Annotated in this window: 18 protein-coding genes and 2 pseudogenes; 11 read left to right on the top strand and 9 right to left on the bottom strand. The window is 65.9% G+C overall.

Translation table 11 applies throughout. From position 1 onward, the window contains the following. Positions 1–76: 76 nt before the first annotated feature. The gene (locus AB4Y36_RS26870; RefSeq protein WP_368618851.1) at positions 77–1,588 is read right to left on the bottom strand and encodes a CoA-acylating methylmalonate-semialdehyde dehydrogenase; all 1,512 of its coding nucleotides are present in this window, start codon (positions 1,586–1,588) and stop codon (positions 77–79) included. Between the two features lie 185 nt (positions 1,589–1,773). Between AB4Y36_RS26870 and AB4Y36_RS26865 the strand changes: the two genes are divergently transcribed. Next, positions 1,774–2,715, top strand: a complete 942-nt coding sequence (locus AB4Y36_RS26865; RefSeq protein WP_342948781.1) for a LysR family transcriptional regulator — start codon at positions 1,774–1,776, stop codon at positions 2,713–2,715. Between the two features lie 110 nt (positions 2,716–2,825). After that, positions 2,826–4,022 carry a phytanoyl-CoA dioxygenase family protein gene (locus tag AB4Y36_RS26860; RefSeq protein WP_368684603.1) on the top strand — a complete coding sequence of 399 codons (1,197 nt, stop codon included), beginning with the start codon at positions 2,826–2,828 and terminating at the stop codon, positions 4,020–4,022. A 63-nt stretch (positions 4,023–4,085) separates the two neighbouring features. On the opposite strand, the gene AB4Y36_RS26855 is transcribed toward AB4Y36_RS26860, so the two are convergent. Next, positions 4,086–4,991 (bottom strand): SDR family oxidoreductase, encoded by a 906-nt coding sequence (locus AB4Y36_RS26855; RefSeq protein ID WP_069266720.1) that lies wholly within the window; start codon positions 4,989–4,991, stop codon positions 4,086–4,088. Positions 4,992–5,103: 112 nt separating this feature from the next. Here AB4Y36_RS26855 and AB4Y36_RS26850 point away from each other — a divergent pair. After that, a pseudogene (locus tag AB4Y36_RS26850) lies at positions 5,104–5,349 on the top strand (transcriptional regulator); the annotation flags it as partial. Positions 5,350–5,544: 195 nt separating this feature from the next. Next, on the top strand, positions 5,545–7,026 hold the full coding sequence (locus AB4Y36_RS26845) for an alkaline phosphatase family protein (protein ID WP_368684602.1): 1,482 nt from the start codon (positions 5,545–5,547) through the stop codon (positions 7,024–7,026). Positions 7,027–7,064: 38 nt separating this feature from the next. On the opposite strand, the gene AB4Y36_RS26840 is transcribed toward AB4Y36_RS26845, so the two are convergent. From AB4Y36_RS26840 to AB4Y36_RS26825, 4 genes are all read right to left on the bottom strand, one after another. After that, on the bottom strand, positions 7,065–7,673 hold the full coding sequence (locus AB4Y36_RS26840) for a membrane integrity-associated transporter subunit PqiC (RefSeq protein ID WP_083245426.1): 609 nt from the start codon (positions 7,671–7,673) through the stop codon (positions 7,065–7,067). Beyond that, positions 7,673–8,971, bottom strand: coding sequence for an MlaD family protein (locus AB4Y36_RS26835; RefSeq protein ID WP_342948784.1), 1,299 nt, complete (start codon positions 8,969–8,971; stop codon positions 7,673–7,675). Before AB4Y36_RS26835 ends, AB4Y36_RS26840 begins: the two co-directional genes overlap by 1 nt. Continuing rightward, positions 8,968–10,173 (bottom strand): paraquat-inducible protein A, encoded by a 1,206-nt coding sequence (locus AB4Y36_RS26830; protein ID WP_368684601.1) that lies wholly within the window; start codon positions 10,171–10,173, stop codon positions 8,968–8,970. Before AB4Y36_RS26830 ends, AB4Y36_RS26835 begins: the two co-directional genes overlap by 4 nt. A gap of 101 nt (positions 10,174–10,274) precedes the next feature. After that, positions 10,275–10,544 carry a CsbD family protein gene (locus AB4Y36_RS26825; RefSeq protein ID WP_069266645.1) on the bottom strand — a complete coding sequence of 90 codons (270 nt, stop codon included), beginning with the start codon at positions 10,542–10,544 and terminating at the stop codon, positions 10,275–10,277. A 416-nt stretch (positions 10,545–10,960) separates the two neighbouring features. On the opposite strand from AB4Y36_RS26825, the gene AB4Y36_RS26820 reads away from it, so the two are divergent. Next, complete coding sequence (locus tag AB4Y36_RS26820) at positions 10,961–11,209, top strand: hypothetical protein (RefSeq protein ID WP_069266644.1); 249 nt, start codon at positions 10,961–10,963, stop codon at positions 11,207–11,209. 46 nt (positions 11,210–11,255) lie between these two features. On the opposite strand, the gene AB4Y36_RS26815 is transcribed toward AB4Y36_RS26820, so the two are convergent. Further along, positions 11,256–11,720, bottom strand: coding sequence for an LEA type 2 family protein (locus AB4Y36_RS26815; RefSeq protein WP_368684666.1), 465 nt, complete (start codon positions 11,718–11,720; stop codon positions 11,256–11,258). Between the two features lie 331 nt (positions 11,721–12,051). Here AB4Y36_RS26815 and AB4Y36_RS26810 point away from each other — a divergent pair. Together AB4Y36_RS26810 and AB4Y36_RS26805 are read left to right on the top strand one after the other, a co-directional pair. Continuing rightward, positions 12,052–12,192 (top strand): annotated as a pseudogene (locus tag AB4Y36_RS26810) (GGDEF domain-containing protein); the annotation flags it as partial. Between the two features lie 651 nt (positions 12,193–12,843). Next, positions 12,844–13,623: an ABC transporter substrate-binding protein gene (locus tag AB4Y36_RS26805; protein ID WP_069266641.1), complete on the top strand. Its 780-nt coding sequence runs from the start codon at positions 12,844–12,846 to the stop codon at positions 13,621–13,623. Between the two features lie 77 nt (positions 13,624–13,700). Here the strand turns inward: AB4Y36_RS26805 and AB4Y36_RS26800 are convergent, their stop codons facing one another. Then, complete coding sequence (locus AB4Y36_RS26800) at positions 13,701–14,597, bottom strand: AraC family transcriptional regulator N-terminal domain-containing protein (protein ID WP_368604428.1); 897 nt, start codon at positions 14,595–14,597, stop codon at positions 13,701–13,703. A gap of 154 nt (positions 14,598–14,751) precedes the next feature. On the opposite strand from AB4Y36_RS26800, the gene AB4Y36_RS26795 reads away from it, so the two are divergent. Further along, the gene (locus tag AB4Y36_RS26795) at positions 14,752–15,531 is read left to right on the top strand and encodes an SDR family oxidoreductase (RefSeq protein WP_342948788.1); all 780 of its coding nucleotides are present in this window, start codon (positions 14,752–14,754) and stop codon (positions 15,529–15,531) included. 21 nt (positions 15,532–15,552) lie between these two features. On the opposite strand, the gene AB4Y36_RS26790 is transcribed toward AB4Y36_RS26795, so the two are convergent. Then, entirely contained in the window at positions 15,553–15,756 is a 204-nt protein-coding gene (locus tag AB4Y36_RS26790) for a DUF3079 domain-containing protein (RefSeq protein ID WP_368684600.1), read from the bottom strand. Between the two features lie 232 nt (positions 15,757–15,988). Here AB4Y36_RS26790 and AB4Y36_RS26785 point away from each other — a divergent pair, with 232 nt between their 5' ends. From AB4Y36_RS26785 to AB4Y36_RS26775, 3 genes are all read left to right on the top strand, one after another. Continuing rightward, positions 15,989–18,511, top strand: a complete 2,523-nt coding sequence (locus AB4Y36_RS26785) for a penicillin acylase family protein (RefSeq protein WP_368684599.1) — start codon at positions 15,989–15,991, stop codon at positions 18,509–18,511. Positions 18,512–18,776: 265 nt separating this feature from the next. Then, entirely contained in the window at positions 18,777–19,337 is a 561-nt protein-coding gene (locus tag AB4Y36_RS26780) for a hypothetical protein (protein ID WP_368684598.1), read from the top strand. Between the two features lie 302 nt (positions 19,338–19,639). Beyond that, positions 19,640–20,152: a hypothetical protein gene (locus tag AB4Y36_RS26775; protein ID WP_368684597.1), complete on the top strand. Its 513-nt coding sequence runs from the start codon at positions 19,640–19,642 to the stop codon at positions 20,150–20,152. Positions 20,153–20,333 lie beyond the last annotated feature (181 nt).

Genomic DNA, 20,333 nt, shown 5'->3' with positions numbered 1-20,333 from the left:
AGCATGAATGGCGTCCTTTGATGCGACCGCGAGGCCAGTGTCCACGCCACGCAAACTCACGCAGGCCCGACAACTGTTACTTCGCCACCGGCATCGAAAATTCCGCACCCTTTTCGGTGCTTTCCGGCCAGCGCTGCATGATCGACTTCTGCTTCGTATAGAAGCGCACGCCTTCTTCGCCATACGCGTGCATGTCGCCAAAGAGGCTGCGCTTCCAGCCGCCAAAGCCGTGCCATGCCATCGGCACCGGAATCGGCACGTTGATGCCCACCATGCCCACTTCGATCTGGCGGCCGAACTCGCGCGCCACGTGGCCGTCGCTCGTGAAGCAGGCGACGCCGTTACCGAACTCGTGATCGTTGATGAGTTCCACGGCCTCGGCGAAATCCTTCACGCGCACGCAGGCGAGCACCGGTCCGAAAATTTCTTCCTTGTAGATGCGCATCTCGGGCGTGACGTTGTCGAACAGCGTACCGCCGGTGAAGAAGCCTGCTTCGTGGCCCGGCACCTCGAGGCCGCGTCCGTCCACCACGAGCTTCGCGCCTTCTTCCACACCGCTCGCGATATAGCCTTCGATGCGCTCGAGCGCCTGCTTCGTGACGATCGGGCCCATTTCCGCGTCGGCTTCCATGCCGTTCTTCACGATGAGGCTGCGTGCGCGCTCGGCGAGGCGCGGCACGATCTTGTCGGCCACATCGCCCACCAGCACGGCCACCGAGATCGCCATGCAGCGCTCGCCGGCCGACCCGTAGCCCGCGCCGATCAGCGCGTCCACGGTCTTGTCGAGGTCCGCGTCGGGCATCACGACCATGTGGTTCTTCGCGCCGCCGAGCGCCTGCACGCGCTTGCCGTGCTTCGCACCGGTCTCGTAGATGTAGTTCGCGATCGGCGTGGAGCCCACGAAGCTCACGGCCTTCACGTCGCGGTGCGCGAGCAGGGCGTCGACCACGGCCTTGTCGCCTTGCACGACGTTGAACACGCCGTCGGGCAGGCCGGCTTCCGTGAGCAGACGCGCCATGAAAAGCGAAGCGGAAGGGTCGCGCTCGCTAGGCTTGAGGATGAACGTGCAGCCGGTTGCGAGCGCCACTGGGAACATCCAGCACGGCACCATGCAAGGGAAGTTGAACGGCGTGATGCCCGCCACCACGCCCAGCGGCTGGCGCACGGTCCAGTTGTCCATGCCCGTGGAAACCTGTTCGGTGTAGTCGCCCTTGAGCAGTTGCGGAATGCCGCAGGCGAATTCGATCACGTCGATACCGCGCGCCACTTCGCCCTGCGCGTCGGAGAAGACCTTGCCGTGCTCGGCCGTGATGATCGCCGCGAGTTCGTCCGCGTGACGGTTCATCAGCTCGAGGAACCGCAGCATGACGCGCGCGCGGCGAATGGGCGGCGTGTCGCGCCACTTCGGGAACGCGGCTTTCGCGCTCGCCACGGCGGCGTCCACGTCGGCGACTTCGCCCAGCACGAGGCGGCGCGCGGCGGCGCCGGTCGCGGGGTTGAAGATCGCTTGCGTGCGGTCGCCCGTGCCGCGCTCGGTCTTGCCGCCGATGAAGTGGACTACGTCTGCGGAATCGGTATAGGCCTGCATGTCATCTCCTCGTTAGGTGAGTGCGTGCCGCCAGTCTACGGAGGGTGCGGGGGCGAGGAAAGACGCTGGCGCTGAATTGATTGTTTTCAGCTGTGAACAATCACTGGCGTAGTCTGTGAAAAGTGCGCGAACGGCATGCTAGTATCGACGCGGGATTCACGAGTTTTGACGCGGACTTTTTATCGATGGATACACAGCGAGTCGAAGCACTCTGGACGCATTTACACTGGCTCAATGTGCTGGCCACCCAGGGCAGCTATACCGCGGCGGCGACGCGCCTGGGCGTGAGCAAGGCGGCCGTGAGCCAGCGCATCGCGGAACTGGAGCGCGTGGCGGGCGTGCCGCTTGTGCAGCGCACCACGCGCAGCGTGCGCTTCACGGAGGCGGGGCTGCGGCTCGTGGAGGACACGCGCGCGCAGTTCGACAGCATCGCCGCGAGCTTCGCGAGCGTGCGCGAGATGGCCGACGTCGCCCGCGGCACGGTGCGCGTCACTGCACCGGTCGCCTTCGCGCGCCAGCAACTGGTGCCGCGTCTCGCGCACTTTTCGCGCACGCATCCCGAAGTGCGCGTGCAACTGGAGCTTTCCGACCGGCTCAGCTCGATTGCGACCGAAGGGTTCGATCTCGCGATTCGCCATAGCGCGCAGGTGCCGGAAACCCACGTGGCCTGGAAGCTCTGCGACACGCGCTCGGTCATCGTCGCCACGCGGCCTTACCTCAGGCAGCGAGGCACGCCGCAAACGCCCGCCGATCTGGCGCAGCACGACTGTCTGTTCTATCCGCGCCCGCTGGGGGCGGGCGTGTGGTCGTTCGAGAAAGCCGGCCGCCGCGCGGAAGGCGCGCGCGAGACGGTGACGGTAAACGGCCCGTTCTCGGCGAACAACAGCGAGGCGTTGCGCGACGCGGCGCTGGAACATCTCGGCATCGCGCTGTTGCCCGATTTCAGCGCGCAGGCCGCGCTGCAGGCCGGCAAGCTCGTCGTGCTGCTGCCCAACTGGCGCCCCGTGGGCGCGTTCGCTTCGCAATTGCACGTCGTGCGGCCGTATGGGGCGCAAGTGCCGCGAGCGGTCAAGCACTTTACGGAGTTTCTGCGGCAGACGTTCAAGGATGGCTTTCCGCTGGAGTGAGGTGGCGCACGCAGCCCTGCCGCCGCCTTCCTGATGCGGTTTTGATAGATTTTTGGTATCCACGGCGCCGGGTGCCGACGTTATGCTTGATCCAACACGGAGGCAGACGCATGGACCAGCACGAAATACCGGTGGGGGATTTGGGGCGGCAATGGTACGTCGAACGCGAATGCTCGCTGGACGCCTTCGTGAACCGACTGAGCGACGACGGCAGCCCGTTGCGTTACGCCTGCGATGTGAGGCAGCGCATTCCCGTCTACGACTGCGTGGCGCTCGAAGGCGCGCTGCACGACGCGGCGCGGCGCGCGCAGTTGCAGGCGGAATGGGCGCATGTGCTGCGCGACGGCGCCGGCGTGCTGGTGCTCGAGCGCGCCTACGCGAACACGCAGCCCGTGGACGATGCCACCGCCGTGTTCGAAGCCATCATCCGGGCCGAGCGGGAGCAGGGCACGAGCGGCGCGGACCATTTCGCGAAGGCGGGCGCAAACGACCGCATCTGGAATGCGCAACAGAAGCTGTGCCTCGAAGCGCCTGCCGTGTTCGTCGACTACTTCGCAAATCTGCCGCTCATGGCCGTGTGCGAGGCGTGGCTCGGACCGTGCTATCAGATGACTTCGCAGGTCAACGTGGTGCGGCCGGGCGGCGCGGCACAGGAAGCGCACCGCGACTATCACCTGGGATTCCAGACGATCGAGCAGGCGCAGCGTTATCCGGCGCACGTGCATCATGTATCCGCTTTCCTCACGCTCCAGGGGGCGGTGGCGCACAGCGACATGCCGGTCGAGAGCGGGCCGACGAAACTCCTGCCGTACTCGCAACGCTATGCCGAGGGCTATCTTGCATGGCGGCGAGCCGATTTCCGCGCGTACTTCGAAACGCATTGCGTACAGTTGCCGCTTACCAGGGGCGACGCCCTGTTCTTCAATCCCGCGCTATTTCATGCGGCGGGCGCGAACCGCACCGCCGACGTGCAGCGCATGGCGAATCTGCTGCAGGTTTCGTCGGCAATGGGGCGCGCAATGGAAGCGCTCGACCGTGCGAGCATGTGCGAGGCGATTTATCCTGTGCTGCGCGAGTGGCGCAGGAAGGGCCTGGGCGTTGCAGACGAACTCGCGACAATGGCGGTCATCGCGTCGTGCGCCGAAGGCTATCCGTTTCCCACGAATCTCGACCGGGACCCGCCTCTGGGGGGCCTCGCGCCAGAAAGCCAGCAGGCACTCATGCAGCGCGCGCTGCATGAGGACTGGGAGCCAGGCAGATTCGCCGTGGCGTTGCGCGCGCATGACGCGCGACGCGACCCCGCGTAAGCGCGGCGATGGCGTCGTCGACCACGAGACGGTGAGGTGAGGATATTCAGGATTGCTGCCGGATCAAGTCGACGCTCCCACCTCGGCGAAGCGCGCTTCGTTCAGATCGGCAATCAGCGAGGGACCGGTCGGGCGCCAGCCTAGCCGCGCCTGGGTGAGCGCGCTCGAAGCGGGCATGTCGAGGCCGACGAACATCCCCATCCAGCCGAAATGCGCGGCTGCCTCTTCCGGCGCGATCGAAACGACCGGCAGGCCGAGCCCGCGGCCTAGCGCCTCGGCGATTGCGCGGCTCGTCACGCCTTCTTCGCCAACCGCGTTGTAGCGCGCGCCCGGTTGACCTTTTTCAACGGCGAGCCGATAAAGGCGCACGACGTCGGAGAGGTGGCCGGCCGGCCAGCGGTTCTGACCGTCGCCCACGTAGGCGCAAACGCCTTTCTCGCGGGCGATCGCGACGAGCGGCGTAATGAGCCCCTGCCGGAACGGGTTGTGGACCTGGGGCAGCCGCACCGCGCCTACATTGAGCCCTTGTTCCAACAGTACCTGCCCAGCCAGCTCGGACGCAATACGCGGGTTGGGATGGCCCGGATTGAAGACGTCCTCGCTGGCCAGTTCGCCTGGCTGGGCGTTGCCGATGCCCGTGCCGGACGTGATCAGTAGCGGACGATCCGAGCCGGCGAGGGCGGTGCCGAGCGCCGCAATGGCGCGCTTGTCCTTTTCGCAGTTTTCGACGAAGCGCGAAAAGTCGTGGTCGAAGGCCGTGTGGATCACGGCGTCCGCTTGCTCCGCGCCGCTGCGCAGGCTTGCCGGTTCCTCCAGCGTGCCGCGATGCACGCGTGCACCTGCCCTGGCGAGCGCCTGTGCGCCGGCTTCGGAACGGGTCATGCCGATCACTTCGTGACCGGCTTCGATGAGTTCCGGCACGAGCGCCGAGCCGATGAAGCCGGTCGCGCCAGTTAGAAAAATACGCATGGTCATCTCTCCTGGGTCATGACTGGCGTACTATCTCCAAATTCTCTATACCGTTAAAGTAGTGAGTTCATCATAGTAAGATGACTAACAGGCTTTCCATTCCGATTCATTCGGCAGGCTCGTCGACGAGTTGTGCAGCATGAGCCCCGAGTTCGACGCACTGTGGCGCGAGAACGAAGTGCCGGCACATGCAGAAGCCGACCACGTGAAGCGCTTGCACCATCCCACGCTGGGTCTGATCGCGCTGGAGCAATCGGCGTTTTCCGTCGATGGCCGGCCCGACCTGCACATGATCGCCTACAACCCGGTCGATGCCGGGCAGGCCGAGCGCATCAAGGCGCTCATCGAGCAGTCGTGACCCTGCCGCACGCATCCTGACCTCCCTCGTCCTCCTCTCTCATCGCCACACTCCGAGCGTGTCCTGGCTGCACCACAGCGGGCGCGAGGCTTGCGGGAAAAGGCCGTCCGCTGCTCGCCGTCGCGAGCGCGTTTCGCTTCGCGGCAGCGAGGCACGGGCGGATTGCCAGCGCCGCATCCAAACAGGAGACGTGTCATGGGAGACGACAATAGCCCGCATCACGGATACGACCGGCGCCGCTTTCTTGCCGGCGTAGCGGCGGTTGCCGGCAGCGTTGCATTATCGGGCTGCGGTGGCGGAGGCGGTGACGACCCGGCCGGCCAGAACGGCGACGCGCCCGCGCCCTCGGTCGGCGACGTTCCCTCGCCGGACGGCGCTGACCGTTATAGCTTGCCGCGTCCGGCGTTGCCGAATCCCGCGAGTTCGGGCATCGACTTCATCGTGCTCGTCACGATGGAAAATCGTTCCTTCGACCACTTCCTCGGCTGGGTGCCGGGCGCCGAAGGCATGCCCGCGAACCGGCAGTTCAAGGACGCGTTCGGCGCGACGCAAACGCCGTTTTCGCTCGCAGCGAATTCCGCCTATGGCTACCAGGCGTGCGCGTACCAGGACCCCAATCACAGCTACGACGGCGCGCGTACGCAACTCGCTTCGGGCGCGATGAACGGCTTTCTCCTCACACCCGGCACGAGCCTGCATCGGGGCGACTTGCTGCCCATCGGTTACTACACTTCGGCCGATGTGCAGTTCTTCGACGCGGTCGCGAGCAGTTACACGATCGGCGACTTCTACTTCACCGGCATCCTCACCAGCACGTTTCCCAATCGCCTTTATCTGCACAGCGGCGCCACGGATCGCCTCGACGACAGTATCGACAATTCGACGCTCCCCACGATCTGGGACAGGCTCAGCGCCGCGAATATCGGCTGCAACTACTACTATCACGACGTGCCGTTCACGGCGCTTTACGGCAGGCGCCATGTCGGCATTTCGCGTCCGTTTGCGGATTTTGTCGCGCATGCCGGGACGGGTACGCTGCCGCCGTTCTGCATGGTCGATCCGGCATTCGCGGGCGAGCCGCAAGGCACTTCCGCGGACGATCATCCGCACGCGGACATCCGCAACGGCGAGGCGTTTCTCGGGCAGGTGTACGAAGCGCTGCGCACGAGTCCGACCTGGAACCGCACGCTGATGATCGTCGTGTATGACGAGTGGGGCGGCTTTCTCGAGCACGTGGCGCCGCCCACGAGGCCGATCAGCAAGAACGAGCTCGCGCTCGGCAACGACGGCAAGCTGGGTTTTCGCGTACCGCTCGCGCTGCTGGGGCCGCGCGTTCGCGCGGGCACGGTCACGCGCTATCCGTTCGACCCGAGTTCGATTCACGCGCTGCTGCAATGGCGCTTCGGCTTGCAGCCGCTCGGCGTGCGCAGCAGCGATTCGGCGACGTTCAATCTCGCCTATGCGCTCGATTTCACCGATGCGCCGCGCACAGACGCGCCTGCGTTCACGATTGCCCAAGGCACGTTCGGCGGGGAGTGCTCGGGGATCCCCGGGGTGTCGCCGTCGAATCCGGTGTCGTCGATCGATCAGTCGCAGCTCGCGACCAACCCGAACGTGGACCGCTTCGCGGACCTGCGCGCCAAGGCGGCGTCGTTAGGATTCCAGACGGGAGGTTAGCGATGCGGGGAGGGCCGCCTGTGTCAGCGATCGGCATGTCAGCGCACGGCGATCGATGCGGCGATCCGGTCGGCGAGCTCGCCGAGCACGCGACTGAGCGCAGCGGCTTGCGCGGCCGCATCGTGACCCTCGACCTGTGCGCTTAGCGCCGCCTCCTGGCTCATTGTGGTTCGTGCGGGCTGACCCGCGAGCAGCGTCCACGCCACTTGCAGCGTGAGCGTGCCGCCCGCGCTCGCGTTGCAGTCGAGCACCGTGACGACGAGCGTGCGCGTGCCGGCGGGCGCGGGCGCGTCCGGAAAAACGAATGCGCCGGGCGGCAGGCGCGGCAGCAGGTCCTGCGCGAGCGTGCTGCGCATCATCTGCCCGAGCGGCGCCCCCCAGCGGTCGTTGTCGTCGACGGCGAGCCGGTTGGGCGCGACATGCGTCACCACTTCGGGCCGGTCGAGCACGGCGGGAATATGCACGGCGCCCAGCTGCACCGGCGCCATGGCGGCGGTGGCAAGCGGCGCTTGCGCAGGCGTCGCGTTGAGCGTGACGTAACGCGTGGGTGCGCTGTGGCCACATGCGGTGATCCCGACGCCGATGCCCGCGAGCACGGCCGCATCTAGCAGTCGCGCGATCGAAGCCCGGCTCGCTTGGCGGCGCATCATTGGCTCTCCTCCTGCGCCTTGCCGCGCAGCAGCGCTTCGGGATGCCGGTCGAGATAGTCGGCTAGCGCGCGAACCGAGCGCGCGGTATCCGTCAGCTCGCGCAGCGCGGCGGGCAGGTCGTTCTGGCTCGAGGCGTCGGCGCCCAGCGTGCGATTGGCCGCCGCGACGGTGCGATCGGCTTCGTTCGCCGTCTCGCGCAGCTGCGCGACGAGCGGGCCGATCTTGGGCGACACCTGCGCGAGCGTCTGATCGATTTGCGCAACCGAGCGGTCGATATGCATGAGGCTGTCGCGGATCTGCGGCGAGGCGCTGATGGCGTTCACGTGCGCGGCAATGCTGCGCACTTCGTCGCCCGTTTGCTTGATCGGCAGGTCGTCGATCTTCCGGATCACCTCGCCGGCGCGCGAGGTCATGGTATCGAAATCGGCGGGGGCGACGCTCGGGATCACGGGGAGCCCGCTGTCGGCGGTGAGCGTCGCGCCCGCTGCGCCCGCAACGAAGTCGAGATTGACCTTGCGCGGCCCGACGAGCGGCGGGTCCTGCGAAAGGCGCGCGCGCAGCCCGTCGGCGACGAGGTGATCGAGCATGCCGTCGACGAGCGGCCGCCAGTTGCCGTCCGCGGGCGGCGGTGCGCCGACGATGCCAAGCTGCGACGGGTCCAGCGCGAGTTGAACCGGGGTGCTCAGCGCGCCAGTGCGCACGTCGTAGCTCAGGCGCACGCTCGTGACGGTCCCCACGGGAAAGCCGCGCAGGTCCACTTCCGAGCCGGTCTCCAGGTTGCCGACCGCGCCGTCGAAGCGCACCGCATAGCGCACCATCGGACCGTGTTCGGGCGCAAGCGGTGGCCGGCGATCGCTGCCGTCGAAGTGGTCGGCATGTTTGCCGGGGCCCGGCTCCATGACGATTTCGGGTCCCGAAAGCATGGCCTTCAGCGAGGCAGGGTCGCTCAAATCCACCTTCGCGCCGCGCAGGTAAAACCGCGTGCCCGAGCGCAAATACGGATTCTCCGCCCGGTCGATCCGGAGCTTTGCTTCGACATGCTGACCATCTGGCGCGAGCGACACGTCCGAGACGGCGCCCACTTTCACGCCGTGCAGCGTGACGATCGTGTCGTCGGGCTTCATGCCGTAGGCATTGTCGAACGTCACGACAACCGTCTCGCCGTCATGGACGAGCGCGCGCAGGCCGAGCCATCCCGTCGCGCCGATGGCGGCAATCGGCACGGCCCAGATCCAGCCGGGCCAGGCGCTGCGCCGCACTTCGGCTTGCGTGCGGTGGCGATGCGGGCCGCTCATGGCTTTCTCCGCCTATGCACGTCCCACATCATGCGCGGGTCGAAGCTGCGCGAGGCCAGCATCGTGAAGAAGACGACGAGTGCGAACGCCGTCGCGCCGGTGTCGGGTCTCGCCACCGCCACGCCATCGAAGTGGATCAGCGGCACGAATGCCGCGATCGTGAAGACGTCGACGTTCGACCAGCGGCCCAGTTCGTCGATCCAGCGATAAAGATGGGCCTTGGCGCGCAGGTGCCGGCGCGAATGGCGCAAGACCGAGGTGATGAACCACACCATGCCGCCGAGCTTCGCAAGGGGAATGACGATGCTCGTGCCAATGATCAGGATGCCGAACGGCCATAGTCCGACGTGAAAGAGCTGATAGACGCCGTCGATGATGCGGTGCGAGTCGTAATGCCCGAGTTGCCGCGACATGGTCATCGGATAGAAGTTGGCGGGCACGGTGAGCACGAGCGCCGCGAGCGTGAGCGCGGCCGCGCGCACCACGGCGTCCGGCTTGCGCGCGCGCAGTTTCAGGCCGCAGCGCGGGCACGGCCGGCCTTCATGCGAAATGGGCACGACGAGGTCGCACACGGGGCAGGACAGCGCGCCATGCCCGTGCGGCGCCTGTTGGTCGGGGACGATGGCGCGCCAGACGGTGCGGCGATCGAGCGAGGCGCGCGTGAGCATCGACATGAGCGCGGCAAGGATGAAACAGTAGCCGCCCGCCCCGATCGTTCCCGTGAGGTTCTGCGTGACGCGCGCATAGCCGACGAGGCAACCGGCGAGGTAGACGTCGGGCATGGCCCAGATGTCGAGCGCGATGGACCAGCGAAAGAGCGTGCCGATATGCCTGAATCGCACACCGAAGCCGACAAGTCCCAGCACGATCATGAGCAGGCCGAATCGTACGAACGGCAGCACGATGCCGAATGCGCCGAGCAACAGCGCGAGCGCGAGCCAGCCGTCGCGCCAGATCGACACGATGCCCGACGCGAGAACGGATGAACGATCGGCGCCGAGCATGTGCACCGTCATCAGCGGCGCGAGGTTGGCGGGGAACAGCAGGACGAAGGTCGTGATGGCGCAGGCGAGCGAAGCGGTGATGCTGCGCCCGCTGCGCCGCTCGAGCGGGTAGTGGCAGATCCTGCAGCGCGCGAGCATGCGCGGGCCGAGCGGAGGGATGTCCTCGAGGGCGCCGCATTCGGGACAGCCGATCGTCATGGGCGGAGCTCCTGACTACGCCTCGCGATGACACACGATTCGCATCAGTGAGGCGATTTCACGACCACGCGCATAAAGCGTTCCCGAGCCGGGGTTGGCTTTCAGCCTTCGGATTTATTGCGGTTCAAGACCCATGCCGCGCCGAGCGCGAAGCCGACAGCGGCGGCGAGCCCGAGCGCGGTCATGGGCTTGTCGGCGACGTTGTCGCGTGTTGCGTCGGCCGCATCGTTCAAGGCCTGTTGGGATTTGCCGTACAGCACCTTTGCCTTGCCGGCCAGGCCCATGGCGGGGTCGCGCAGCATGCGGCCGGCCAGGTGCTGCGCTTCTCCCGCGACCTCGTTCGCGATGGCGTGTGCGTGTCTCGTGTCCATGATCGTGCTCCTGTGTGCTCAGGGTGGGTCATTGAGTTTGCGCGCTCCACTTGCGCAATGACGGTGGAGCAACGCGAATGCCCGCAGTGCAGCGATCGATGAAACACGGGCGAATCAGCGCTCGCGCGCAAGCATCAGCGCGGCGGTGAGCTAATCAAGGCCGGTAGGCCTGGCGAGATGCCGATCGAAGCCGGCCTGCGCGTTGCGCTGCACGCCGGGGCGACGCTTTCCGAGGTGAAAGACACGTTGGGCCTGACTTATTTCGATGCCTGAAAAGCGCGGGGCGCAGGAACATGCGATGCGAATATAAAGGTATCCGAAGTCCGATTGGCTGATCATGCCGGCATGCCCGATGCACCGTATCAATGGGGATGCCACGGGTTGGAACATCGGAGTGAGTTGGGAGGGAAACGACGATGCGCAGGAAATCACGCTCATTGCGAGCGATGGCCGATAAATGGCTCTTCTTGCGGCCGGACACGCAAGTGCATGTGACGCGTGTTGCGCAGGGTGCGAGGAAGCATCGGTCGTGCGTCTATGTCAGCGCGGTCGGCGCCGTCGGCGAATCGGGCATGTTCTTCTTTCGTCACGACGACGGCAGTTGGTACATCTTTCCGCCGGACGAAGCGCGTCCGGCGCTCGGCGTCGAGGGCCGTGACGTTTGAGCGCCGAAGCAAGCCGCGACACGCCCGGCCGGCGCGCTGGCGCCGTTCAAGGGCCGAGCAGGCCCTGCGTTGGCAGCGACAGGTTGCCGTGATCGACGAAGCGTGTGCCGCCGCCGATGCCGCCCGCCAGGCGCCCGCGTATTTCGTAGGGAATGTTGCCGGCCTGTGCGCTGCCCGCAAAGGCGAAAGCCTGCCGGACGGCGGAGAGTGCCGGCACGGTCAGCGGCACGATGATCACCGCTTCGCCGAAGCGCGGCACGACGCCGCTTTGATCGCTTACGCCGCTCGCGAACGATTGACCGTTCAGGTCCAGTTGCAGTGACACGCCGCTAAATTCGACCGGCGTGTCGTTGGGATTCTGGATGCGCAACTTCACGTTGAAGCGCATTTCCATCCCCTCGCCCTGGAGTGGCTCCAGCCCCGCCACGTTGACCCGCAGCGGGTCTCCCGTCAACCCCGCGCAGCCGCCAAGCCAGAACAGCACACAAAGCAAGGCGCAAACAAGTCGCATTGAGCGCCTGACGTCAGGTGCTGGCATGGCGAGTACCTCGTCTGGAGAGTCCGCGGGTGCCGCTTAGTGTAGCGTCGATCCTTCGCGGATTTCGCGCTATGCGCCCGACTGTTGCCGGCCCCCGAGTTTCGATTCGCGTGTTCGAGCGGGCGAAGTCGACCGGATCGATCCGGATTGCATGGATTCGGGCCAAACCTGGGATACGATGCGTCCCCGACGCTTAAGCAATATGCGCCACACGCGGCCTGGATTCTTTCAATCTGCTTTCGCTGGTCGTCGTGCTGCTCCTGCGGGGCACGCGCCAGTTTTTTGGCATGCGTGCCGTGTGGCGGTGCAGCCGTCGCCCTCGAACGTGGTGCTGCTCGGCCTCGCGATCGTCACGTTGCCTTGCATGTCGATCGGCATGGTGATGCTCGCTCACGACCGGATACCTGGGCGCATGGAAAAACTCGCGACGATCGACGAACTGACGGCGCCTCGGTCGACTTCAGCCGCGAGGTGCAGACCGTCCTCTATTCGCGCAACGACGGCGACGTGCAGATCATGGAGGGCCTGCAGGTTCAGCGGTTCGACACCCTCTGCAAGCGCAGTCTGGAAAGCGGGCGGCGCGTGGTCAGCAACGTCAAGGATATCCGGGGCGATTCGCGGGCGGCCTCCGAACTCGGGATTTGCACCTATGCGAGCGCACCGGTCTGCGCGCAAGGCGGCGCCGTCATCGGTACGCTATGCGCCATCAGCCGGAACATCTCGCACAACGCGCCCTGATCCACGACATGACGGAACTGCCCAACCGGCGCGCGCGGCGCTCGACCAGGCGGACCACGAAATGTATCGCGTCAAGCGCTTGCGGCGCGTGGCTCGCGCCGGCAAGAGCAACTGGACATTCGGGTAAGTCTTCGGCTGCCGCTTTCAACCCCCTTTAGGGTCTTCCCTGCCATAGGTGTTTCCGCCTGTTTTTGACGACTCGACGCGCGTATTCTGGACTGCTACCTTGCCGGGCGCAGGTGCACCCGCAGCGTCGATCACGTTTGCGGCGTGCGCCGCGAGGGAATGTCCGCGCCGCAACCATGCGGGCGGTGTTTATGTTCTTGACCACCTTGATATCCAGAACCGAGGGGATCCCATGAAAAAGTTGTTTGCAGCCGTATCTATTGCCTTGATCGCCTCCACGGCCAGCGTCGGCGCCTTTGCGGCGGACACCATTCGCTTCGGTGTCGATGCAAGCTATCCGCCGTTCGAATCGAAAGCGCCGGACGGCAAACTGGTCGGCTTCGACATCGATCTCGGCAACGAGATCTGCCACCGTCTGAATGCCAAATGTGTCTGGATCGAGAACGACTTCGACGGCATGATCCCGGCGCTGAAGGCGCGCAAGTTCGACGGCGTGCTTTCGTCGATGTCCATGACCCCGGCGCGCAAAGAGCAGATCGCGTTCTCGGACAAGCTGTTCAACACGCCGACGCGTCTCGTCGCCAAGACGGGTTCGGGCATCATGCCGACCGCCGAATCGCTCAAGGGTAAGCGCGTGGGCGTGGAGCAGGGCACGATTCAGGAGGCCTACGCAAAGGCGCATTGGGCAACGGCAGGTGTTGAGGTCGTGCCTTACCAGAACCAGGACCAGGTTTATCAGGACCTGCTGGCCGGCCGCGTGGACGCCGCGCTGCAAGACGCCGTGCAGGCCGACGTGGGCTTCCTGAAGACGCCGCGCGGCAAGGGCTACAGCTTCGCGGGCGGCGACCTCGACGATCCGGCAACGCTCGGCAACGGCGCCGGCATCGGCCTGCGCAAGGAAGACGCCGCGCTCAAGACGAAGATCGACGGCGCGATCGCCAGCATCATCAAGGACGGTACGTACAAGAAGATCGAGAAGAAGTACTTCGACTTCGACGTGTATGGCAAGTGATGTGACGCGTCCAGCGTGACGTGTGCACGGCGCGAGAGCGGATGCACCGCTCTCGCGCTGCGTGTCAGCGGAGCGTGCTACGCGGCCTCGCGCAGTGCCTTCGCTTGAGTCGAGTCTTTTTTCGGTGGCGCTCCGAACATTCGCGTGTATTCGCGGCTGAACTGCGAGGCGCTCTCGTATCCCACTTCGAAGGCGGCGGCCTGTACGCTCATCGACAGCGAAAGCAGCAGTCTGCGCGCTTCCAGCAGCCGCAGCTGCTTCTGGTACTGAAGGGGCGGTAGCCCGGTCAGCGCCTTGAACTGCCGGTGGAACGCCGAAGCGCTGAGCTGGGCGACTGCCGCCAGGTCTTCCACCCGCACGGGTTCGGCAAACCGCACACGCAAGTTTTCCACCGCGCGCAGCAGGCTGTGAGAAGGGCTTTCGGTCGACGCCAGCCTCGCGATTTCCGAACCGTTCGGACCGCTTAGCAACCAGTAGCAGATCTCGCGCATCAGCATGGGATACAGCATGCCGATGGCGTCCGGCGTGTCCAGCAGGCGCACGGCGCGCAGCGCGCAATCGGCGAGGGGGCCGTCGAAGTTCGCGACGAACACGCCGCGGCTTGCGTCCGCCGCCGGCACGGGCGCAGGCGACATCTCCTTTGCCACGGCGCGCAACATGGCCAGGTCCAGCTCGAGAATCAGAACCAGGCAAGGCTTGTCCGGGCTCGCCTCGAACACGCGGCCCCGCGACGGCGTTTCCACGCCGACCACGAGCGCTTGACCGGCGCGATACTCCAGTTGTTCCCCGCCAAAACTGGCCCATTTGGCGCCCTGGGCGACGATGCACAAAGCCGGCCGCGCCGAGCGAAACGTGGGCGGCGCGGGATGGTCGGAGCGCAGGATGAGCAGTCCGTCGACAGCGGTGCTGTATGGGCTCGTGCCCGGCTGTGTTTGCGTGTAGCGCAGCAGGGCGGCGGCCAGATCGTTTGTCATGGGGGCTGGATAAGAAACGCGCGACGGAAAGTGCGCGACGGTCCATCTTAGTCAGCGAAGCAGGATTAGGCAAGAATCGGGGAGATTCGGGTATTCACTCGCTGGTGACGTCAGGCGCAGAATCGACGCTATCCAACTCAGCGAGAGGTGCCAAATGGCAACGAACAACGGCAGTCAGTCGGGCCCGAAAATCGCAGTCGTCACCGGAGGCAGCCGTGGGATCGGTCGCGACACGGTGCTGCGGCTGGCAAGCCGCGGCGTCCACACGGTTTTCACCTACAACACCAATCGAGACGAGGCGGAGAAGGTCTCTGCCGAGATCGCGCAAGCGGGCGGCCGGGCGATTGCCCTGCAGTTGAATATCGCGAATTCGGGCGCGTTCGACGACTTCGTCGCGCGCCTGCGAGAGGCGCTTGGGACGCTCAATGCAACGGGCTTCGATTATCTGGTGAACAACGCCGGTATCTCATCGACGGCCACGCTCGCGGCGGGCACCGAAGCGGAGCTCGACGCGCAGTTCGCGGTGCATTTCAAGGGGCCGTTCCTGCTGACGCAAAAGCTGCTGCCGCTCATTCATGACGGCGGCCGGATTGTGAACATCTCCTCGGGCCTTGCGCGCTTCGCGTACCCGGGCCGCTCGATTTATGGCCCGATGAAGGCGGCTGTCGAAGCGCTCACGCGCTATATGGCGCTCGAACTCGCGCCGCGCAGGATCGCGGTCAACGTCGTGGCGCCGGGCGCCATTGCCACCGACTTCAGCGGCGGCATCGTGCGGGACAATCCTGAGGTCAACAAGGCAGTGGCGGAACATACCGCGCTGGGCCGCGTGGGATTACCGACGGACGTGGGGCCCGTGATTGCCGGTCTACTATCGGATGACTTTGGCTGGGTGAACGCGCAACGCATCGAGGTGGCTGGCGGCATTCATATCTGATTGCGCGGTTGATTTCGCGCGTTAAGGCATGACGCTTTTGCCGGACGCGTCGACTTCGATACCCCAGTCGCCCTGTTCGAGCCAGTCGTCGCCGAGCAGTTCGGCCGGATGCTGCGTGCGGCTCTGGCCGTTGCCGCATCGCATGTCGTTGGCCGGGCAGTAGTGGTCGCAGCCCCAGCACAGGCGCTCGGGGCGCAGCGGGTGAATCGGAAACTTCTTTGCCATGATGTCGCCCCCGCGCGATCTCGGACGGAACGCAATATCGAGATTGTGTTCTTTCCGCGGCACGGTGGCAGATGGCAGACTGTCGCGCCCAGGAAGGGCGGTGAAGAGGTAGAAGGCCGCGTCGCTCTCCCTGCGTGTTGTTGCCACAGGGTCATGCTATGGTCGTACGGCGTCCGGCCGATCCGGTCGCCGCGCCTGGAAGCGCTGAACACAACGACCTGCGTGCTCCTCCATGACCCGTTCGAGTCCTTTCCCGCCAAAGCGGCGCCGTGCGTGGCCGCTGATTTTGCTGTGTGCCGTCGTCATCCTCCTGGCTGCCATGGTGCTGGCGGGCTGGCTGGCATTGCGCGGCAGCTTGCCACAGCTGGACGGCACGCGTGCCGTGCCGCTCTCCGCACCGGTAACGATCGGGCGCGATGCGCTCGGCGTGCCGACGGTACAGGGCGGCACGCGTGGCGACGTTGCGTATGCGAGCGGTTTCCTTCACGCGCAGGACCGCTTCTTCCAGATGGATTTGCTGCGCCGGGTCGCCGCTGGCGAAATGGCGTCACTCATCGGCCCGGCGGCGCTGCCGCTGGACCGACGCGACCGGCCCTTGCGCTTTCGCGAGCACGCGCAGGCGGCGCTCGCCGCGCTCTCCGCCGATCAGCGGGAGTTGATCGAGCGCTACACGGCGGGTGTCAACGACGGCCTGCGCTCGCTTCGCGCGCGGCCGTTCGAATACTGGCTGTTGCGCGCGCAACCGGCGCCGTGGCGTCCCGAAGACACAGTGCTCGCGGTCTACGCGATGTACTTCGATCTTCAGTATGACCAGGTGAGGCGCGTACTCTCTCGTGCGGCGTTGCGCGAGCGCGTGCCGGCCGATCTGCTTGCGTTCCTGCTGCCTGAGACGAGCCACTGGGACGCCCCGCTCGACGGGCAGCGCCCATTGGCGCAGCCGCCGGCGGCGCTGCCCGCCGCGCCGCCCTCATGGCTCCCGTCAACGCGGTCCGCCGTCGATGCCGAACCGGAGGCCAACGTACTTGTCGCCGGCCTGCCTGGTTTCGTTAGCGGCTTCGCGGGCGGCGGGAGCGCGGTCGATTCGATGGTCGGCAGCAACGGTTTCGCGGTCGACGGCGCGCACAGCGCACACGGCGGCGCGCTGCTCGCGAGCGACATGCACCTCGGCCTGTCGTTGCCGAACATCTGGTACCGGATCTCGCTCGTCTATCCTGCGCCCGAAGGCGGCGAGCGGCGCATCACGGGCGTCAGCTTGCCGGGTACACCGTTCGTCGTGGCCGGCAGCAACGGCCATATCGCCTGGGGCTTCACGAACAGCTATGGGCGCTTCGTCGATCTGGTCGAACTTCAACGCGATCCGGCCGATCCACTGCGCTACCGCGTCCCGAGCGGCGGATGGGAGCGCGCGCAGGTGATCCACGAGCGGCTCGACGTGAACGGCGGCGCGAGCGTCGATCTGCCGGTCGTACAAACGCGCTGGGGGCCACAGATTGTGGCCGGCGAGCGCGCGTATGCATTGCATTGGGTCGCGCAGGACCCGCAGGCGACCAACATGAACTTCATGCGGCTCGAAGGCATCACGAACGTCGCCGACGCGTTGCATGCCGCGCAGACCTTCGGCATGCCGACGCAGAACTTCATGGTGGCCGACGCGCAAGGCCATATCGGCTGGACGCTCGCCGGGCCGCTGCCGCGCTTCGCGGATGCCACTGCGGACGCTGAAGTGGACGGTCAGGCGGCCGCGCTCGCGAGCATGCCGTACCTCTCCGGGACGTACGCCGGCTGGCAAGGATATCGGACGCCCGATGCGTATCCGGTTCGCGTCGATCCGCCGGCCGGCCGCATCTGGACCGCGAATAACCGTACCCTGCCGCTGGAGGAAGTGACGCAAATTGGCGATGCCGGCACCGATCTCGGCGCGCGCGCCACGCAGATTCGCAACGACCTCCTCGCGCTGCCGCACGCGGGCGAGCGCGACATGCTCGCGGTGCAGACCGACGATCGCGCGTTCTGGATCGAGTACTGGCGACGCGTTGCGCTCGACGCGCTCGATGCACGCGCGCTCGACGGTCATCCTCAACGCGCCGAATTCCAGCGCCTCGTTCAGGCGTGGGATGGCCGCGCCGATGTGAATGCTGTCGGCTACCGGCTGGTGCGCGCGTTCTACGACTCGCTCTACGAAGCATGGTTCGGGGTACTTGACAAGCAGATGGCCGCGATTGCGCCGGACCTCAGCTATCGCGCGGCGAACTCGCGTTTCGAAGCGACGATGGAGACGCTGGCCGACCATCGCGCGTGGATACCGGGAGGCTTCGCGGACTGGCGCGCGTTCATGCTGGACCGCATCGATCACACGATCGCCCGGTTGCCCAAGGGCACCACGCTCGAAGAGGCGCGCTGGGGCGAGCGCAACCGCTCGACCATTGTGCATCCGTTCGCGCGCATGGTGCCGGCATGGCTGCCGTGGGTTCGCGGCTGGCTCAGCGCGCCGCGCGACCCGCTCCCGGGCGACATCAACATGCCGCGCGTGCAGGCCCGGGCATTCGGCGCGTCCGAGCGTTTCGCGGTGTCGCCGGGGCGCGAACAGGACGGCATCTTCGAGATGCCGGGCGGGCAATCGGGCAATCCCATGTCGCCGTATTTCCTCGCGGGGCATGAAACGTGGGTGCATGGCGACGCGGCGCCGTTCCTGCCGGGCGCAGTGGTGCATATGCTGAAGCTCGTACCGGGCAGCGCGCAGCAGGCTGGAAACTGAGGGCTCTCAGCGTCATGGATGTCACGTCCCCCTCGAAATGCGGCGCGCGCGGCGGGTTAGCAGAACTCCGCTGACACCGCTAGAAGCGCTGGCTGATTCTCCCTATATCCGTTGCCCTCCTACCCTTGGCGGGGGGATTGCATCAAGCTTGGCGCGCTTGCGTCGAGGCTTTCGCTCGCCGTGATACACATAAAGCGGAATCGAATAAGGGGACAGCCATGAGATGGATCGATCGCATGACGGTGTTCAAAAAGCTGCTGACAGCATGCATCAGCAGATCGGTTTCGCGCCCGTGCCGGCAGGTGTGGACAACGCCGAACTCGTACGCCGCGCCATTGCGGCGAGTGTCGCGTTGGGAGACAGCGTCGCCGCGCTGATCGATTCGCTGCAACGCGAGGCCAAGAGTGCGCAGACCGAAGCCACGGTGCAATTCCAGCACATGCGCACCCTCATCGTGGCGATGCTGCTCGGTGCGGTCGCGACAGGCGCATTGCTGGCCTGGTTGATTTCGCAGCGGCTTTCGCGCCAGCTGGGCTGCGAGCCGGCTCACGCCATGGAAATCGCGGGCCGTATCGCGGCTGGCGATCTTTCGGTATCCATAGCAACGCATCCTGGCGATACGAGCAGCTTGCTGTACGCGCTCGGCGAGATGCGTGCGCAGCTAACCGGCATCGTCGCCGACGTTCGCGCGGTCGCGCAAATGGACCAGGTCACGCAGCAAAACGCGGCCTTGGTCGAGCAGGCGGCTGCCGCGGCAAGCTCGATGGCCAATCAGGCGGCGCAGTTGCAGCAGGCGGTGTCGGTTTTCAGATTTGCGGGCGCTTGACGTTAAAGCCGATGCCGCAGCGATCGTTGCGGCATCGGAGCGTCATCGGGAAAGACCGCGTGCGTCGACTGGCCAGATCGCTTCCACGCGATCGCCCCGAAAGCAGAGGTCGCGTGTAAACGCCGCTGGCAACCCGTTCGGGGCGTGCAACCATGCTGCCCACCAGTATTGCACACGCCGTGGCCGGCCTCCGCGGAGCGCCGGCTTTTGCCGGTAGGACCAAGGTCTGATTGTCCGCATCCGCCACGGCCGCCATGATCTGCGTGTGTTGCTCGCCAGATTCGCTGCTCAGGGGTGCGTGAATGGGGACTCTGTCCAATTTCGTGAAGCGCGCGTGGCTCGCCGCCGCGGTGCTGCTCGCGGCCGGTTGCGCCCAGCCGTGGCAAAGCATCGAGCCGGGCAGCGACCAGTCTGCGTTGATCGCGCGTCTCGGGCCGCCGCGCGAAACCTATAACCTGCCGGACGGCGGCAAACGTCTCATGTGGCCGACCCAGCCGATGGGGTCGACGAACACCGTCGCCGACATCGACGCGAGCGGGAAGGTCGTGAGTGTGCGTCAGGTCATGCAGGAGAGCGAGTTCTATCGGGCGAAAGTCAACGAGTGGACACGCAACGATGTCCTGATCAATTTCGGCCGGCCCGCGGAGACGGCCTACTTTTCGCGCATGCAGCGGGAAGTCTGGTCCTACCGCTACATCGCGAACAACATCGACTACATGATGTTTCACTTCTACTTCGACGATCAGGGCATCTTGCGGCTCACGCAGAAGACGCCCGACCCAATGCGCGACCGGAACCTGAGGCGCGGGTTCTAGACCGGGTTCCGTTTAGAGGCGTGTGTGCGTAACGCCCAGGATTCGACGACTCTGCACCGCCTCGCGCGTGCGTGGCTATCGACTGCGCTACTCGTGCTGCCTGGCGTCTTGCGCGCCATGGAGTTCAATATCTACTGAAGCTTTGCGCGAGCGCCGCTTTCGTTACCGGCTAAGGGCAGAG

The sequence above is a fragment of the Paraburkholderia sp. BR10936 genome (assembly GCF_040965735.1).
GTDB lineage: Bacteria > Pseudomonadota > Gammaproteobacteria > Burkholderiales > Burkholderiaceae > Paraburkholderia > Paraburkholderia nodosa_A.
The sequence above is the reverse complement of the archived record's forward strand: the minus strand, read 5'-3'. Positions and strand labels throughout refer to the sequence as shown.

Bases quoted from the DNA above. Each gene is read 5' to 3' on its own strand.
- AB4Y36_RS26800 (WP_368604428.1), bottom strand. From the start codon at position 14,597: ATGACAAACGATCTGGCCGCCGCCCTGCTGCGCTACACGCAAACACAG.
- AB4Y36_RS26780 (WP_368684598.1), top strand. From the start codon at position 18,777: ATGCATCAGCAGATCGGTTTCGCGCCCGTGCCGGCAGGTGTGGACAAC.
- AB4Y36_RS26825 (WP_069266645.1), bottom strand. From the start codon at position 10,544: ATGGACACGAGACACGCACACGCCATCGCGAACGAGGTCGCGGGAGAA.
- AB4Y36_RS26855 (WP_069266720.1), bottom strand. From the start codon at position 4,991: ATGCGTATTTTTCTAACTGGCGCGACCGGCTTCATCGGCTCGGCGCTC.
- AB4Y36_RS26790 (WP_368684600.1), bottom strand. From the start codon at position 15,756: ATGGCAAAGAAGTTTCCGATTCACCCGCTGCGCCCCGAGCGCCTGTGC.
- AB4Y36_RS26805 (WP_069266641.1), top strand. From the start codon at position 12,844: ATGAAAAAGTTGTTTGCAGCCGTATCTATTGCCTTGATCGCCTCCACG.
- AB4Y36_RS26865 (WP_342948781.1), top strand. From the start codon at position 1,774: ATGGATACACAGCGAGTCGAAGCACTCTGGACGCATTTACACTGGCTC.
- AB4Y36_RS26860 (WP_368684603.1), top strand. From the start codon at position 2,826: ATGGACCAGCACGAAATACCGGTGGGGGATTTGGGGCGGCAATGGTAC.
- AB4Y36_RS26835 (WP_342948784.1), bottom strand. From the start codon at position 8,971: ATGAGCGGCCCGCATCGCCACCGCACGCAAGCCGAAGTGCGGCGCAGC.
- AB4Y36_RS26820 (WP_069266644.1), top strand. From the start codon at position 10,961: ATGCGCAGGAAATCACGCTCATTGCGAGCGATGGCCGATAAATGGCTC.
- AB4Y36_RS26870 (WP_368618851.1), bottom strand. From the start codon at position 1,588: ATGCAGGCCTATACCGATTCCGCAGACGTAGTCCACTTCATCGGCGGC.
- AB4Y36_RS26830 (WP_368684601.1), bottom strand. From the start codon at position 10,173: ATGACGATCGGCTGTCCCGAATGCGGCGCCCTCGAGGACATCCCTCCG.
- AB4Y36_RS26785 (WP_368684599.1), top strand. From the start codon at position 15,989: ATGACCCGTTCGAGTCCTTTCCCGCCAAAGCGGCGCCGTGCGTGGCCG.
- AB4Y36_RS26815 (WP_368684666.1), bottom strand. From the start codon at position 11,720: ATGCGACTTGTTTGCGCCTTGCTTTGTGTGCTGTTCTGGCTTGGCGGC.
- AB4Y36_RS26795 (WP_342948788.1), top strand. From the start codon at position 14,752: ATGGCAACGAACAACGGCAGTCAGTCGGGCCCGAAAATCGCAGTCGTC.
- AB4Y36_RS26775 (WP_368684597.1), top strand. From the start codon at position 19,640: ATGGGGACTCTGTCCAATTTCGTGAAGCGCGCGTGGCTCGCCGCCGCG.
- AB4Y36_RS26840 (WP_083245426.1), bottom strand. From the start codon at position 7,673: ATGCGCCGCCAAGCGAGCCGGGCTTCGATCGCGCGACTGCTAGATGCG.
- AB4Y36_RS26845 (WP_368684602.1), top strand. From the start codon at position 5,545: ATGGGAGACGACAATAGCCCGCATCACGGATACGACCGGCGCCGCTTT.